Origin of the sequence: Caulobacter rhizosphaerae (genome assembly GCF_010977555.1) — a bacterium.
Classification (GTDB): Bacteria; Pseudomonadota; Alphaproteobacteria; order Caulobacterales; family Caulobacteraceae; genus Caulobacter; species Caulobacter rhizosphaerae.
The window spans coordinates 5,316,479-5,331,819 of the sequence record NZ_CP048815.1 but is presented as its reverse complement, the minus strand read 5'-3'; the positions used below and the strand labels follow the sequence as shown (position 1 = coordinate 5,331,819).

The following is a 15,341-nucleotide window of genomic DNA, read 5'->3' as shown; positions in this document are numbered from 1 at the left end:
GCCCATGCCGCGTCATCGGTTGCTTGCAATTTTGGCCGGTCTGCTGGCGGTGCTGGTGGCGGGCGGGCTGATCCTCAGGACGGGCGTCCTGGACAAGGCCCCGCCGCCGTCCCTGGTCGGCGGACCGTTCCAGCTGGTCGACCAGAACGGCAAGCCGACCACCGAGGCGGCGCTGAAGGGCCAGTGGAACGCGGTGTTCTTCGGCTTCACCTACTGCCCGGACGTCTGCCCCGGCACCCTGCAGGCCCTGGCCGCGGCCAGCGACCAGCTGGGCCCCAAGGCCAAGGACCTGAGGATCGTCTTCATCTCGGTGGATCCAGACCGCGACAAGCCGCAGGCGGTCAAGGACTTCCTGTCGGGGCCCACCCTGCCCAAGACCATCCTCGGCCTGACCGGCACGCCCGAGCAGACGGCGGCCGCCGCCAAGGCCTATCGGGTCTATTACAAGAAGGCCGGCGAGGGGCCCGACTACAGCGTCGACCATTCCACGGCGGTCTATCTGATGGATCCCAAGGGTCGGTTCGTCAAAGTGATCCCCTACAACCTGCCGCCCGATGAGATCGCGCGGCAGATCCGGGACGCCATGGAAGGGCGCAGCTAGCGCCTGGCGCTTCCGCGACGCTGTACCGCTACCGGAAGACTGTACTTTCCCCCGCCCGAGCGTGTTATGTTGCACCGCAACATTCTGGATGCGCCATGCTCTACGCCCTGCACGAGGCCAGTTTCTACGCCTCCACGCCCCTGCGCCTCGCGGCCCGCGCGGCCCGTGACTTCTGGGGCTCGCCCCTGAATCCGGCCGCCGAGAGCGATCTTGGCCGCCGCATCCACGCCGGCGCCGACCTGTTCTCGAACGTCACCCGCCGCTACGGCAAGCCCGACTGGCGCATCGACAGCGTCAAGATCGGCCAGGTCGACGTGCGCGTGCGCCCCACGGTCGTCTGGGAAAGCCCGTGGGCGCGGCTGATCCAGTTCGACCGCGACATGGCCGACATGCGCCGGGCCGGAAAGTTCCAGCTGGATCCCGCCGTGCTGATCGTCGCGCCCCTCTCGGGTCACTACGCGACGCTGCTGCGCGGCACGGTCGAGGCTTTCCTGCCCGACCACGCGGTGTTCATCGTCGACTGGGTCAACGCCCGCGAGGTCTCGGTCCTGCAGGGCCGCTTCGACTTCCACGACTATATCGATCACATCCGCCAGATGCTGACCGCCCTGGGGCCGCGTCCCAACGTGGTGGCCGTCTGCCAGCCCGGCCCGCCGGTCCTGGCCGCCGCGGCCCTGATGGCCGAAGACGGCGATCCCTCGCGCCCGGCCAGCATGACCTTCATGGGCTCGCCGATCGACGCGCGCCTGTCGCCGACCGTGACCAACCAGCTGGCCGAGGAAAAGCCGTTCACCTGGTTCCAGTCGAACATGATCTACACCGTGCCCCCGCCCTATCCAGGCATGGGCCGGCGCGTCTATCCGGGCTTCGTCCAGCTGGCCAGCTTCATGAGCATGAACGCCGAGAAGCACCAGCAGGCGCACCAGCGTTACTTCCAGGACCTGGTGAAGGGTGACGGCGACAGCGCCGACAAGCACCTGGAGTTCTACGACGAGTACCTGTCGGTGCTGGACCTGACCGAGGAATTCTACCTCCAGACCATCGACATCGTCTTCCAGCAGCACCTGCTGCCCAAGGGCGAGCTGACCCATCGCGGCCGGCTGGTGAATCCCCAGGCCATCACCGACATCGGCCTGATGACGGTCGAGGGCGAGAACGACGACATCTCCGGCATCGGCCAGACCCAGGCGGCCCATGGCCTGTGCTCGTCCCTGCCCGAGACCCTGAAGGAGGACTACGTCCAGCCGGACGTCGGCCACTACGGGGTGTTCAACGGCCGCCGGTTCCGCGAGGAGATCTATCCCCGGGTCCGCGACTTCATCCTCAAGAGCGACCCGAACTTCGGCTAGCGCCCTGCCCCCACAGGGGAGGACCTTGCGCGACTCCCGGCCAGGGGCGATCTAGGGGACATGAACCTCTTCCGCCCGCAGCGCTACGCCGATGGGGACCGGCTGGACGTGCGCGGCTGCGCGGTGCGGCTGAAGGTCGACGGCCGGGCGCGCCGGATTTCGCTGCGGGTCGACCGGGCCAAGTCCGAGGTCGTGGCCCTGGCGCCCACCCCGCGCCGGCTGTCCGAAGCCGTGGCCTTCGCCCATGAGAAGGCCGACTGGATCGCCGGCCAGCTGGCCGCCCTGCCGACCCGCCAGGTCATCGCTCCCGGCGGGGTCCTGCGCCTGCTGGGCCGGCCCTACCGGCTGGAGGTCGGCCCCGGCCGGCCGAAGATGACCGACGAGGCCCTGGTCGCCCCCGACGACAGCACCTGGTCGCTGAAGATCATCCGCCTGGCCAAGCGCGAGGCCCTGGTCCGCCTGACCGAGCGCACCGCCCACCACGCCGCCGCCCTTAACCGTCCCATGCCGTCGGTGGCGATCGCCGACCCCAAGGCCCGCTGGGGCTCGTGCCGCCCGGCCCGTCCCGGCCACCCGGCGGCGATCCGCTACAGCTGGCGCCTGGTCCTGGCCCCGTTCGCGGTGGCCGACTATGTCGTGGCCCACGAATGCGCCCACCTGGTCGAGGCCAACCACGGGCCGCGCTTCTGGGCGCTCTGCGAGCAACTGGCCGGCGACCCCGCCCCCCACCGCCGCTGGCTGCGCGCCCACGCCGCGGAACTGCACGCGATCTCGGCTTAGGGCCGTCCTGTCGGGGACACGCCCTTGCGGCGTGTCCCCAGGTCTCGCACGGGTCAGGCGGTTGGGGACACGCCGCAAGGGCGTGTCCCCAGTCGTGCGCTTATCCTCGGGGTATCGGACATGAACCCCAGCGATTTCAACGCCCTGAACTTTCTCGACCCAATTTGATCCCCACCCCTCCAGACCGCCCTTATCCTGATCTCACCTCGTCGCAGGGAAAGGGCGCATGGCCAGCGACCGATGCGGCGGCGGGGGGCGATCGAGCGGGAAGCTCCGTCGGCGGTCTTTTGGGACCAAACCTCGCGTCTCTGGAGCCGGTCGGGCCTGGAACACAAAAACGACGTGGCGCGAGGGCTGATTGAGCAACAGGCGGGCGGTGACGCGCTCGCGGTCCGGGACCGGGGTTCGTTGACCTGGCCCGCCCGTCGGAGGCTTCAAGGCGGCGAGGCTCCAACAGGGCTCAGCGCCGCGGGCTTCCGGATAACGACCGCGCGGAGCGATCGGGCTTCGTCGAAACGGTATTCATTTTCAAACTCCGGACGATGTCCGGCGCTCCGCGTCCCTTTCCATCAGCTCAGCGGGAGACCGCGTGAGGCGGCGAAGCCGTGCATCCAAGATTCTCCCCCGTGGGGGAGGTGTCGGCGAAGCCGACGGAGGGGGGAGTGATCGGCCGATGGCCGCAACCCGGATCTTCGACCCTAAAACGCCCCCCACCGATCGCTACGCGATCGCCTCCCCCACGGGGGGAGGGTCGATGTCAGTAGGGCAGTTGCTCCGGCGCCGGCGTTCCGGCCGGCGGGGTTTCGGCGGCCGGGCCTTCGGGGGCGGCGGGCGGGTTCAGGATGTCGCCGATCGGGTCCTCGCCGGCCGGAGCCGGCGGCTCGATCACCCCGCCGGGGATCGGCGTGGCCTTCAGGCGCGGCAAGGCCGCGGCCATGAAGTTGCGCCAGATCTCGGCCGGGGCGCCGCCGCCGGTCACCCGCTTCATCGAGGTGTTGTCGTCCTTGCCGGTCCACACCGCGGTGACGAAGCCGCCCGTGTACCCGACGAACCAGGCGTCGCGGTAGTCGCTGGTGGTGCCGGTCTTGCCGGCGATGTCGTAGCCCTCGACCTTGGCCCGCGTGCCGGTGCCGCCGGCCACGACCTGGCGCATCATCTGGTTCATGTACTGCAGCGAGGGCGAGGCGATCACCTGGGCGCGCTGGCCCTTGTCGACGCCGTGGTCGTACAGGACCTTGCCGCTGGTGGTGCGGATCCGCTCGATGCCGTAGCCCTTGGCCAGGAAGCCGCCGTTCGAGAACGGGGCGTAGGCCTGGGCCATCTCCATCGGCGAGACCTCGACCGCGCCCAGGGCCATCGACGGGTCCAACTGGATCTTGCTGGTGATGCCCAGGCGGCGGGCGGTGGCCGCGACGTTGCTGGTGCCCACCTCGCTGGCCAGGCGCGCGGCGACCGTGTTGATCGACTGGGCGAGAGCCGTCTGCAGGGTCATCGGGCCCAGGTACTTGTTGGTGTAGTTCTTGGGCTCCCAGTTGCCGATCTTCACCGGCTCGTCGACGACCATGACGCTGGGATTGCGGCCCTGGTCCATGGCGGTCAGGTAGACGAACGGCTTGAAGGCCGAGCCGGCCTGGCGGCGGGCGCTGGTGGCGCGGTCGAACTGGCTGTCGCTGTAGTCGGCCCCGCCGACATAGGCGCGAACGCGGCCCTCGCCGTCGATGGCCACCAGGGCCGCCTGCTGCACGCCCTGGCCCTTGTGACCCTCGACGCCGGTCTGCACCGAACGCTCGGCGGCGACCTGGATCGGCAGGTCCAGGGTGGTCTCGACCACCAGGTCCTCGGTGGGTTCGCCGACCAGCGAGCGCACCTGGGCGTCGACATAGTCGGTGAAATACTGGGCGCGCTGGTTGGCCAGAGTGGCCGAGACGCGGACCGGCTCGGCGAAGGCCTGGTCGCGCTGCTCGGCGGTGATGGCCTTCATCCGCACCATCTCGTCCAGCACGATGGTGGCGCGGCGGGCGGCGCGATCGCTGGCCGAGACCGGCGAATAGCGGGCCGGGGCCTTCATCAGCCCGGCCAGCAGGGCGGCCTCGCCGACGGTCAGCTGCGAGGCGGGCTTGTTGAAATAGCGCTGCGAGGCGGCCTCGATGCCATAGGCCCCGGCCCCGAAATAGACCCGGTTCATGTAGAGGGCCAGGATCTGCTTCTTGCTGAACTTCAGCTCCAGCCAGACGGCCAGGATCAGCTCCTGGGCCTTGCGGCGATAGTTCTGGGCCGGGCTGAGGAACAGGTTCTTGGCCAGCTGCTGGGTGATGGTCGAGCCGCCGCGCTGGGGGCCGCCCTCGTGGCTCAGGTTCCAGATCAGCGAGCGGGCGATGCCCCACGGGTTGAAGCCGATATGGTGGTAGAACTGGCGGTCCTCGATGGCGACGAAGGCGGCCGGCACGTAGTCGGGCAGGGCGTCCAGGTCGACCGGCGGCGCGTACTGGCTGCCGCGCACGGCCAGCAGGGCGCCCGAGCGGTCCAGATAGTTGATCGAGGGCTGGCGCTTGACGTCGTACAGCTTGGAGGTGTCGGGCAGGTCGCTGGCGAACACCGCGAAGAAGGCGACGACGAAGATCAGGCCCCAGACGCCCAGCACGACCGTCCAGTAGAGCAGCGCCTGCAGGGGCGTGCGTTGCGGCTTCGCCGGCTTGTTCCCGCCGAAGGTACCGTTGGCCATGTCGTCCTTAATCCCGCAAACGCGCGGTCGCCCCGGGGCCCGCGCCGCACTTCGTTTAGCCGATGCCCACAGAAGGCGCGACAAGATTGACGAGAGATGAACACATCTTCACCCGCCTCGCGCGCCCCCTTGCACCCCGGGCGTGTTCATGGTTCGTTTCACCCTCCGGTCGCGGCGCGAACATGCTGGCGACCTTCCGTGCGGGGCCGTTGAAGCCGATGTCAGCCTTCAAGCCGATTTTGGCGGCCGGATCATGGCGCCGCGCTTGGCCTGGCCCCCGCGCGCTGTCAAAAGACGCCTGTGTACGACCATCCTGATTCCGCATACGGGGCCCCTGCGCCGGGGCCGGCCGTCTCGCTCGACGCGGCGCGCGAGGTGCTGCGCCGCACCTTCGGCCATGCGGACTTCCGAGGCCTGCAAGCCGGGGTGATCGGCGAGCTGCTGGCCGGGCGCAGCGCCCTGGCCGTGCTGCCGACCGGCGGCGGCAAGAGCCTGTGCTACCAGATCCCCGCCCTGGTCCGTCCGGGCCTGGGCCTGGTGGTCTCGCCGCTGATCGCCCTGATGGCCGACCAGGTGGCCGGCCTACAGCAGGCCGGGGTGGCGGCCGAGCGGCTGGACAGCAACACCCTGCCGGGGGAGCGGGCCGAGATCTGGCGGCGGATCGACGCCGGGGTGCTGGACCTGCTGTATCTGTCGCCCGAGGGCCTGATGCAGCCGTCGATGCTGGAGCGGCTGTCGCGCCTGCCCCTGTCACTGGTCGCGGTCGACGAGGCCCACTGCGTCAGCCAGTGGGGCCACGACTTCCGGCCTGAATACCGCATGCTGGGCCGCCTGGCCGAGGTGTTTCCGCATGCCCCCCGCCTGGCCGTCACCGCCACCGCCGACGCCCGGACCCGCGACGACATCCGCGCCGAGCTGCGCCTTTCGGGCGCGGCCGAGTTCGTCGACAGCTTCGCCCGCCACGAGCTGGCCCTGAACGCCGAGCGCAAGAAGGGCAAGGGCCACGACCGGGTCATCGAGCTGGTCACCGAGCGCCCCAACCGCGCCGGGGTCGTCTATGCCGGCAGCCGGGACTCCACCGAGAAGCTGGCCGAGAAGCTGATCGCCGAAGGGATCCCCGCCCTGGCCTATCACGCCGGCCTCGACAAGGCCGTGCGGGCTCGGCGGCTGGAGGAGTTCCTGGAGGCCGACGAGGCCGTGATGGTCGCGACCATCGCCTTCGGCATGGGGGTCGACAAGCCCGACGTCCGCTTCGTGATCCATGCCGACCCGCCGGCCGCCATCGAGGCCTATTGGCAGGAGATCGGCCGCGCCGGCCGTGACCGCCAGCCGGCCGAGGGCATCACCCTCTACAGCTCGGCCGACCTGGCCTGGGCCGTGCGGCGGATCGAAGCCCAGAGCGCGCCCGACGAGGTCAAGGCCGTGCAGCTGCGCAAGCTGCGCCAGTTCTACGCCATGCTGGAAGGCGTCACCTGCCGCGCCGCCGCCGTCCGCCGCTATTTCGGCGAGGAGGGGGTCGAGCGTTGCGGGGTCTGCGACATCTGCGTCTCGCCGCCGACCGGCGTCGACGCCACCCAGGCCGCGCAGAAGGCTCTGTCGGCCGCCCACCGGATGGGCGGACGGTTCGGGCGCGGCCGGCTGGTCGACCACCTGCTGGGCAAGACCAAGGACGTCACCCAGGCGGAGGCGACGATGTCGACCTTCGGCATCGGCAAGGAGTTCAGCCCCCAGGGCTGGCGCGACCTGATCGACACCCTGGTGTTCGAGGGCCTGCTGCGCGAGGACCCCAATGACGGCCGGCCGCTGATCGGCCTGGGCGACGGCGAGGGCGTGCGCCAGGTCTATCGCGGCGAGCGGCTGGTCTCGGTGCGCCAGCAGGCGGCGACGGCCGACAGTCCGGGACGTTCCGGCGCCGGCAAGACGGCCCGCAAGCGCCAGGCCCTGACCGTGCCGCTGGAGGACCAGGCCCTGTTCGAGGCCCTGCGGAGCTGGCGGCGCGAGGAGGCGGCTCTGCAGCACGTGCCGCCCTATGTGATCTTCCACGACGCCACCCTGGCCGAGATCGCCGCCGCTCGCCCGGCCACGGCCGCCGCCCTGGCCAAGGCCGGCGGGGTGGGTCAGGGCAAGCTGGACCGCTATGGCGAGGCGGTGCTGAAGGTGGTGCGTGACAACTAAGTTGGCGCCGGACAGGGAAACGTTTCACGGCGCGATGTGTTAGGCTGGCTGGCGCCTCATTCCACGGGATTTCGCATGACCGACTTCACGATCAAGACTCCGGCCCCCAAGGCCTCCGCCAAGACGAAAGCCCAGGCTGGCGTGAAGCGCGCCAAGGCCGCCGTCGAAAAGGCCGTCGAGACCGTGGCCGAAAAGGCTGAGGTCGCCCGGACCTACGCCGCGGAGAAGGCCGATATCGGCAAGACCTGGACCGCCGAAAAGGCTCAGGTCGCCCACCAGCAGGCCGAGGAGCATCCCGTCGCCCTGGCGGTCGGGACCTTCGTGGCCGGCCTGGTGTTCGGCTTCCTGTTGGCCCGCAACTTCGACCGCTAGGCGTTACAGGGACAGCCGCTCGGCGGTGACGCCGGCGGCCCGCAGCGCGGCCAGCCGGGCGAAGGCCAGGGTCAGGGCCTTGCGCCGCGCTGGGGCCAGCGGGGCGACCGGCGCCTCGCGCACCACCGCGCCGCCGAAGCCGTCGGCGACGATCAGCCCCGGCTCGTCGGGCAGGATCCCCTCGGGAAAGTCCGGTGACACCGCGAAATAGAAGGCGTCACAAAAGGGGGCGTATTCGGGCCATTTGCGGTCGACCCGGAAGTCCTCCAGCCCCGACTTGACCTCGACGATCAGCACGTCGCCCTTGGGGCCCAGGGCCATCAGGTCGGCGCGGCGGCCGTTGGGCAAGGTCACCTCGGCCAGGGGCGCATAGCCCAGCGAGACCAGGAACCGCCCGGCCCCGCGGGTGACCAGGCCGGTGGTCTCGGGCCGCGAAGGCCGAAGATCGATGACGACGTCCATGCCGGAACCATGTTCCAGCTTTGTTCGCGGATCAAGAGTGCTTCGTCACCCGCAGCATCGACGTATCGTAGCCCATCGCCCTGGCCCTCCCGATCAGCGCCTTCAACTCCACCGGGGTCGGCGGCCTGCGGGTCAGGAGCCACAGATAGCGCCCCGAGCCCTCGCCGACGATTGACCAGCCGTAGTCGTCGGCGTGGTCCAGCACCCAGTAGTCGCCCACGAAGAACGGGCCGAAGAACGAGACCTTCAGCTTGGCTCCAGTCGCCCGGTCGGCGACCTTGGCCTTGCCTTCGCTGACCTTGACGGGGCCGGTCGGACCGCCCTGATGGCAGGTGTTGACCACGCGGATCAGGCCGTCGGGCCGTTTGGAATAGACCGCCGTGACCCCGTCGCAGCCCCTCTCGAACGGCATGTCGTAGCGCGCCGCCTCGTACCAGAGGCCGGCGTAACGCTCGAGGTCGACGGCCTTGGCCGGGCGCGGCGGATGCGAATTGCCGCTGGGCCCGGCCACGCAGGCGGCGATGGAGGCCGTGGTCAGCAGGACGGCGGCGAGCGGCCCCGGCAGGCGGCGGATCACGGTCAGGCCGGCGGCTGCTGCGGATATTCCAGCTTGGCGTAGCCCAGGGCCTTGACCCGCGCCAAGGCCGCGGCCTTGGCGGCCGCGTCCATCACTGGCTTGCGCGACAGCAGCCAGACGAAATTGCCGCCCGGCGTGGCCATGATCGCCCAGGACTGGTCGTCGGCCCGGTCGAGCACCCAGTATTCCTGCTTTTTCAGGCCGCCCAGGAAGCTCATCTTGAACTTGGCGTTCTGGGTTCCCGAGACGATCTGGCCAGTGGTGTCGAACACCTTTTCCGCGCCCGAGGCCGAGCCCTTGCGGCAGACCTGGTGCACGGAGAAGCCAGCGGAGCCCTTGCCGGTGAACTCTGTTGTCGGGGCCTGGCAGTCGCGCTGGCCCGAATTGGGCGTGCGGGCGATCTCGTACCACTTGCCGGTATAGAAGCTGGCGGCCACCGGCTTGGACGGCTGTTGAGCCGCCGCCCAGGCCGCGACCGGCGTCTGGGTCGCGAGCAGGGTCGCGGCGATCAGGATCGTAAGTCTGTGCATGATGCCCATCTTGCCCCCAAACCTTGCCCCAAGGACGCCAGGAACGCAAAGCGCCCCGCCGAAGTTCCGGCGAGGCGCTGGCGGTCGTGCGGCGGCGGCCTATTCGGCGGCGATGGTCACCGGCGTGGCGCGGTCCCTGAAGTTGATGGCCTGCAGGTGGCGGATGCCCTCCTCGGCGATGTCGTCGCCGACCATCCGCTCGCCCTCGCCCTTCAGCTCGTCCAGGTCGACATACATGGCGTAGAAGGCCTTGGTGCGTTCGGTGATGATGCCGGCGTTGAGCAGCGTCTTGACCAGCACCCGGAAGATGTTGGTCTGCTCCTTCATGTTCTCCCGACGCAGGTCGTCGGTCATGATCTTCCCGTACTCCTCGACCACCTTGTCGGGATCCAGGCCGAACTCGGCGTAGAGGTCCAGCTGCTGGTGCGGTGAGACCAGGTTGAACAGCAGGGTCTGGAAGCAGTGCGCCGCCCAGTCCTCGATGATCGCGTGCTCCTCGGGGGTCAGCTTGGGCACCGTACGGTCGGCCCAGATCTTCCCGAACTTGTGGTGGAAGGCCTCGTCGGTCATCACCAGCTGCAGCATCTTCTTGCCCAGCGGATCGTTGATCTGGGTGTAGAAGGTGGCGAAGGCCCCCATGGCCAGGCCTTCGACCAGCATCTGCATGCCGATGATCTTCTTGTAGACCTCGGGCGCGCCGATGATCTCGACCAGCAGGGTCTTCAGGGCCGGGCCGCATTCGACCGGCTTGCCCCAGCGGGCCTTGATGTACTTGGCGAAGGCGGTGACGTGCCGAGCCTCCTCGCGGGTCTGGTTGGCCGCGTATTCCTGGGCGCCCTGGTCCTTGAGCACGTGGCACAGGCTGGCCGACAGGTTCAGCGCCCCCTGCTCGCCGTGCAGGATCGACGAGAAGCTGCGCAGCACCGACTGGTTGATGAAGCGGATGCGCTGCTTGGGATCGCTGAGGTGGTTGGAGACGTAGTCGGTCGACAGGGCGATGACCAGATCCTCGGGAACCAGCGCCTGGTTCTCCATGTCGAACGGCTCGTCATAGTCGATATAGGCCTTGTCCAGCGGATCCCAGAAGTGGTCGTGGGTCGCGGAAATGATCTTGTCGAAGGCGGTCGAGCGGTTGTTGTAGCGGTCCAGCTCGAGCATCGACTCGAAGTCGTCCGGCGCCACCGCGTCGTACATGGCGTCCTTGGTGATGTTCTTGTCCGTCACGGGAAGTTCCTCGCCAATGGGTCTGGACAGGATCCGTCTAACGCGGGTCTCTTGCCTATCTGAACACTGTCCACTCAAAGAACCGGCGGGGTCAAATTAAAAATGACGGCTGCGTCAGGTTTGCAAAGCGGCGTCGCGCCGGGAGAAAACCCAACCATGGGCCTGAACGTCTTCGTCCTGACCGGCGCTGGCATCTCGGCCGAGAGCGGCCTGGGAACGTTCCGTGACGCCAGCGGAATCTGGACGCAATACGACCTCTCGGAGGTGGCGACCCCGGAGGGTTTCGCCCGTGATCCGGCCAAGGTTCGCGCTTTCTATAACGCCCGTCGCGCGAACCTGGCGGGCGCGGCGCCCAACGCGGCGCACCTGGCCCTGGCCCGGCTCCAGAAGGGCCTCGTCGCGCGAGGCGGACGCCTGTTCCTGTGCACCCAGAATGTCGACGACCTGCACGAGCAGGGCGGCTGCAGCGACGTGGTCCACATGCATGGGCAACTGGGGATCACGCGCTGCGACGGCTGCGGGGCGACCTGGCCGGATTCCGAGCCGCTGAGCGGCGAGACCGCCTGCGCCCGCTGCGGCGAAACCGGAACGGCTCGGCCGCACGTGGTGTGGTTCGGCGAGACGCCCCTGTTCCTGCACGGGATCGAGGACGCCCTGGAAGACAGCGACCTGTTCGTCGCCATCGGTACGTCGGGCGCGGTCTATCCGGCCGCCGGCCTCGTGGCCTGGGCCCGGCGGCTGGGGATCCGCACCTGCGAGCTGAACCTGGAGCCGTCCGACAACGCGCGGGTCTTCGACGAGCGCCGCTACGGGCCCGCGACCGAAGTCGTGCCAACCTGGGTGGATGAGGTGCTGGGCGGGCAGGGCGCGCGCCCTATCCCTCCAATCCCGCCAGCACCTTAGGGTTCTTCTTCGCCAACTCGACGATGCGTTCGATCAGGGCGTCCCGGCTCTCCAGAGCCAAGCCGTCGCGCAGGCGGGCCAGGCGGTCGCGGACATAGCCCCGGCCCGTGGCGTCCAGCAGGTTGGCCGCCGCCACCACGGCCGCCTGGTGCTTGCAGGCCCCGAACTTGTCGAAGCCTGGGCAGGTGCAGGCGCCCTCGCCGTCCGGCGCGCGCAGGGTGACGACATAGAGGTCGCCGGCGCTGCCGGTGACATGGCCGGTGACGACGTCGTCCTCGATCGCCACCAGGTCGACGGCCCCGGCCTCGGCCATGGCCGCGCCGCTCTCGAACCAGCGCTCGTCCATGCGGCCGCGCCAGGCGGCCTCGTCGAAAAAGGCGGCGTCGGACAGGCTGTCGGCGTGGCTCATGCGTCATCCTCGATGCGGTGGAGGGAGCCTTGAGCCCAGGTCGATCATTTGTCTAGGCCGGGCGCCCAGGCGGCGACCGGTTCGTTTCGTCCGGACGCCAACAGGGAGATCCGCATGGGAAAACCGATCAGTCCTCCGCCGGTCGTCGGCGGTCTTCGGGGCGAGCTGCCCGCCTATCTGTCGAACGGCGTGATCGGGCTCCGGGTTCGGCCCAATCCGCTGTCGGCGGGCATGACCCTGGTCAGCGGCCTGGCCGGCCGCCATCCGGCCCGCCACATCGAGGCCGCCGCCCTGGCCCCTTATCCGCTGGCCGCCGACATCAGCCTGGACGGGGTGTGGGCGTCGGACGCCAGCGACGCCCTGACGATCGTCGACCAGGTCTATGACTTCGAGACCGCCGAACTGACGACCCGTCTGGTCTACCAGCCCGGCGACGTGAGCGCCGAGATCACCGTGGTCGCGTTCTGCAGCCGCGACGATCCAACGATCGTCTGCCAGGAACTGAGCCTGCGGATCGATGGGCTGGCCAAGGTCGTCCTGCGACCGATGATCGACGCCCGCGACGTGGAGGGCCGGGCCCTGGCCCACGAGCGCCACACGCCGGGCGAGGCCGAGCCCGCCTGCGACGGCTCGCTGCTGTGGGAGACCGAAGGCGCCCTGTCGACCTGCGGCCTGGCCATGGTCAGCAGCGTCGACGCGCCGGTGGAGACCCAGTATCCGCCGCTCCAGCGTGGCCGGCTCTATACCGAGCACAGCTTCGAGGGTGACCAGCGGCGCGAATACCGGCTGCGCCAGATTGTCAGCGTCACGCCCAACGCCATCCACGACCAGCCCGACCAGCACGCCGTGCGCATGGTCGCCTTGGCCCGCCGCCGGGGTTTCGAGGCGATCCGCGAGGCCAACCGCAAGCAGTGGCGCGACCTGTGGCGCGGCCGTATCGAACTGGTGGGGGCGCCGCCGCGCTGGCAGGCCCTGGCCGACGCCACCTTCTACTATCTGATGGCCTCGACGCACCCGTCGTCGCCGAGTTCGACCTCGATCTTCGGCTTGGCCACCTGGGGCGACTATCACTACTACTACGGCCACGTGATGTGGGACCTGGAGACCTTCGCGGCGCCGCCGCTGGTCTTCCTGCAACCGGGCGCGGCCGAGGCCCTGCTCGACTACCGCAGCCGCACGCTGGAGGCGGCCCAAAAGAACGCCCTGGCGCGCGGCCATCGCGGCCTGCAGTTTCCGTGGGAAAGCGGCCCGGCGACGGGGCAGGAGGCCGCGCCCTTGCCCGGCACGGCCTCCTGGCACGAGGACCATGTCACGCCCGATGTCGCCCGCGCCTTCGCCCTCTACGCCGCCGCGGCCGGCGACGAGGAATTCATGCGGGAGCGGGCCTGGCCGGTGCTTTACGGCGTCGCCCAATGGATCGCCAGCCGGGTGACTCCTACCGAGCGCGGGCACGAGCTGCAGGGCTCGATGGGCATCGCCGAGCGCCAACAGGAAAGCGACAATCCCGCCTTCGGCGTGCTCGCCTGCCAGGCCGCTCTCGACGACGCTCTGGATATGGCCGAAAGGCTGGACAAGCCCGCGCCGCCCGAATGGCGCGCGATCCGCGACACCCTGGTCCTGCCGATGCAGGGCGACCTGCTGGCGTCGCACGACGACTATCGCCCCGACGAGGAGAAGGGCGAGACCCCCGATCCGCTGATGGCGTTCTTTCCGCTCTGGCGCGACCTCGGGGCGGAGGTCGAGCGCGCCACCCTGGCGCATTACCTGTCGCTGGCCGACGCCTATGCCGGCGCGCCGATGCTGTCGGGCCTGCTCGGCGTCTGGGCCGCCTGGTCGGGGGATCGGGCGCTGTCGGCCCGCCTGCTGGAGGAAGGCTACGGCAAGTTCGCCTCGGGCCGCTTCAACCAGATCCTGGAATATCGTCCCGACCGCTTTCCCGAGCAGCCGCCGGCTGGGCCGTTCGTGGCCAATATGGGCGCGTTCCTGATGTCGCTGATCCAGGGCTTTCCGGCCCTGCGGCCGACCTTGGGCCCGCCCGAGACCTGGCCCCAGCGGCCGGTCGTGCTTCCGGAAGGCTGGGAGGCGATCCGCATCGGCCATCTGTGGGTCCGCGGCCGACCCTATCGCCTGGAGGCCCGACATGGTCAGCGGGCGACCCTGGAGCCCGTCGAGAGCGCGTAGGGCCGTCTGCTTCCTCGCAATAGCCCCAGAACGGATCGACATTCCGATCCGGGGACCGAAAGCCTCGTCCTTCGACAAGCTCAGGATGAGGTTTCTATTCGCTGGGCCTACAAATGGTCCTCATCCTGAGCTTGTCGAAGGACGAGGACCATGCACGGCCTTGAAGGTTGACCCGTCCTACGACCGCTCGACCTGCTCGATGCCCGCGTCGCTGAAGCCGAAATGGTGGGCCACCTCGTGAACGAAGACGTGCTCGACCAGCGCCTGGAAGCCGACGTCGCCCGCGCACCACTCGTCCAGGATCGGACGGCGGAAAAGCCGGATGCTGGAAGGGTTCGGCGCAACGTCGAACACGCTTCGCCGCGTCAGGTCGACCCCTTCGTAGACCCCGGTCAGCTCGAACGGGTCTTCGATCTCCAGCGCGTCCAGGGTTTCGTCGTCGGCGAACTCCTCGACCCGGACCTGGACGTCGCCGACCGCCGCCTTGATCGGCGGAGGAAGGTTGGCCAGCGCGTGGCCGGCCAACGCGGCGAAATCGGCCAGCGATGGGGATCGGGCTCCGCTCCAGCCTTCCGACGAGGCGGCCGCCGGCGACCAGGCGACGGCGACGGTCCTGCTCAGCTCATCGGCCACGACATAGGCGACCAGGTCGCCCAGGGCGATGTCGCCGCGCTCGCACCATTCGTCGAGGATCGGCCGGCGATAGAGGACCAGGGTCGGCCGATCCTGGCCGACGTCCTGCAACAGGCCGGTCAGAGCGTACGGATCCTCGATCCCCTGGTCGTCCAGCACCGCGTCCGAGGCGAGGTCGTCGATACGCAGCGCCACCTCGCCGGCCTGCCGGCGGATCTCTGCGGGCAGGCCCTCGAAGGCTTTTCGCGCCAGGGTCGCCAGATCATCCAGCGAAGGGGCCAGGGTCGCGGCCAGAGGGTCGGTCCAGGTCATGGCCGGTAGATAGGCCGTCGGCGTCGCGCCGGAAAGGCGGGACCGCGAGGCCATGACGGCCAGGCTCATCGCGCTCTGGTCACGCACGGCCTAATCTGTGAATCTGATTCG

At 69.3% G+C, this 15,341-nt stretch carries 14 protein-coding genes and 2 pseudogenes; 7 read left to right on the top strand and 9 right to left on the bottom strand.

What is annotated here, in order from left to right; translation table 11 throughout:
* Positions 1–4: 4 nt before the first annotated feature.
* From G3M57_RS24420 to G3M57_RS24410, 3 genes are all read left to right on the top strand, one after another.
* Positions 5–601: an SCO family protein gene (locus G3M57_RS24420; RefSeq protein WP_163233370.1), complete on the top strand. Its 597-nt coding sequence runs from the start codon at positions 5–7 to the stop codon at positions 599–601.
* 95 nt (positions 602–696) lie between these two features.
* Positions 697–1,950, top strand: coding sequence for a polyhydroxyalkanoate depolymerase (locus G3M57_RS24415; protein WP_056755950.1), 1,254 nt, complete (start codon positions 697–699; stop codon positions 1,948–1,950).
* A 60-nt stretch (positions 1,951–2,010) separates the two neighbouring features.
* Positions 2,011–2,730 (top strand): YgjP family zinc-dependent metalloprotease, encoded by a 720-nt coding sequence (locus tag G3M57_RS24410; protein ID WP_163233369.1) that lies wholly within the window; start codon positions 2,011–2,013, stop codon positions 2,728–2,730.
* Between the two features lie 470 nt (positions 2,731–3,200).
* Here the strand turns inward: G3M57_RS24410 and G3M57_RS28025 are convergent.
* Together G3M57_RS28025 and G3M57_RS24405 are read right to left on the bottom strand one after the other, a co-directional pair.
* Positions 3,201–3,300: pseudogene (locus G3M57_RS28025) on the bottom strand (hypothetical protein); the annotation flags it as partial.
* Positions 3,301–3,487: 187 nt separating this feature from the next.
* The gene (locus G3M57_RS24405) at positions 3,488–5,452 is read right to left on the bottom strand and encodes a transglycosylase domain-containing protein (RefSeq protein ID WP_056755955.1); all 1,965 of its coding nucleotides are present in this window, start codon (positions 5,450–5,452) and stop codon (positions 3,488–3,490) included.
* Between the two features lie 300 nt (positions 5,453–5,752).
* Here G3M57_RS24405 and recQ point away from each other — a divergent pair, with 300 nt between their 5' ends.
* Together recQ and G3M57_RS24395 are read left to right on the top strand one after the other, a co-directional pair.
* Positions 5,753–7,627: a DNA helicase RecQ gene (gene recQ / locus G3M57_RS24400; RefSeq protein ID WP_188916184.1), complete on the top strand. Its 1,875-nt coding sequence runs from the start codon at positions 5,753–5,755 to the stop codon at positions 7,625–7,627.
* Between the two features lie 75 nt (positions 7,628–7,702).
* Positions 7,703–7,999 carry a hypothetical protein gene (locus G3M57_RS24395; protein ID WP_056755958.1) on the top strand — a complete coding sequence of 99 codons (297 nt, stop codon included), beginning with the start codon at positions 7,703–7,705 and terminating at the stop codon, positions 7,997–7,999.
* 3 nt (positions 8,000–8,002) lie between these two features.
* Here G3M57_RS24395 and mmcB read toward each other — a convergent pair whose 3' ends face one another.
* From mmcB to G3M57_RS24375, 4 genes are all read right to left on the bottom strand, one after another.
* Positions 8,003–8,461: a DNA repair putative endonuclease MmcB gene (mmcB, locus tag G3M57_RS24390; RefSeq protein ID WP_056755961.1), complete on the bottom strand. Its 459-nt coding sequence runs from the start codon at positions 8,459–8,461 to the stop codon at positions 8,003–8,005.
* 31 nt (positions 8,462–8,492) lie between these two features.
* Positions 8,493–9,035 (bottom strand): lipocalin family protein, encoded by a 543-nt coding sequence (locus tag G3M57_RS24385; protein ID WP_163233849.1) that lies wholly within the window; start codon positions 9,033–9,035, stop codon positions 8,493–8,495.
* 5 nt (positions 9,036–9,040) lie between these two features.
* Positions 9,041–9,568, bottom strand: a complete 528-nt coding sequence (locus tag G3M57_RS24380; protein WP_163233368.1) for a lipocalin family protein — start codon at positions 9,566–9,568, stop codon at positions 9,041–9,043.
* A 99-nt stretch (positions 9,569–9,667) separates the two neighbouring features.
* The gene (locus G3M57_RS24375; RefSeq protein ID WP_056755963.1) at positions 9,668–10,792 is read right to left on the bottom strand and encodes a ferritin-like domain-containing protein; all 1,125 of its coding nucleotides are present in this window, start codon (positions 10,790–10,792) and stop codon (positions 9,668–9,670) included.
* Between the two features lie 156 nt (positions 10,793–10,948).
* Between G3M57_RS24375 and G3M57_RS24370 the strand changes: the two genes are divergently transcribed.
* Positions 10,949–11,695 carry an NAD-dependent deacylase gene (locus tag G3M57_RS24370; protein ID WP_163233367.1) on the top strand — a complete coding sequence of 249 codons (747 nt, stop codon included), beginning with the start codon at positions 10,949–10,951 and terminating at the stop codon, positions 11,693–11,695.
* Here G3M57_RS24370 and G3M57_RS24365 read toward each other — a convergent pair.
* Positions 11,667–12,104: an SWIM zinc finger family protein gene (locus tag G3M57_RS24365; protein ID WP_056755968.1), complete on the bottom strand. Its 438-nt coding sequence runs from the start codon at positions 12,102–12,104 to the stop codon at positions 11,667–11,669. The genes G3M57_RS24370 and G3M57_RS24365 overlap by 29 nt on opposite strands.
* Before the next feature lie 114 nt (positions 12,105–12,218).
* Between G3M57_RS24365 and G3M57_RS24360 the strand changes: the two genes are divergently transcribed.
* Positions 12,219–14,285 (top strand): glycoside hydrolase family 65 protein, encoded by a 2,067-nt coding sequence (locus tag G3M57_RS24360; RefSeq protein WP_163233366.1) that lies wholly within the window; start codon positions 12,219–12,221, stop codon positions 14,283–14,285.
* Between the two features lie 61 nt (positions 14,286–14,346).
* Here the strand turns inward: G3M57_RS24360 and G3M57_RS28020 are convergent.
* Both G3M57_RS28020 and G3M57_RS27815 read right to left on the bottom strand, forming a co-directional pair.
* Positions 14,347–14,437, bottom strand: a pseudogene (locus tag G3M57_RS28020) (hypothetical protein); the annotation flags it as partial.
* A 25-nt stretch (positions 14,438–14,462) separates the two neighbouring features.
* Entirely contained in the window at positions 14,463–15,317 is an 855-nt protein-coding gene (locus G3M57_RS27815) for a metallopeptidase family protein (RefSeq protein ID WP_308424037.1), read from the bottom strand.
* Positions 15,318–15,341 lie beyond the last annotated feature (24 nt).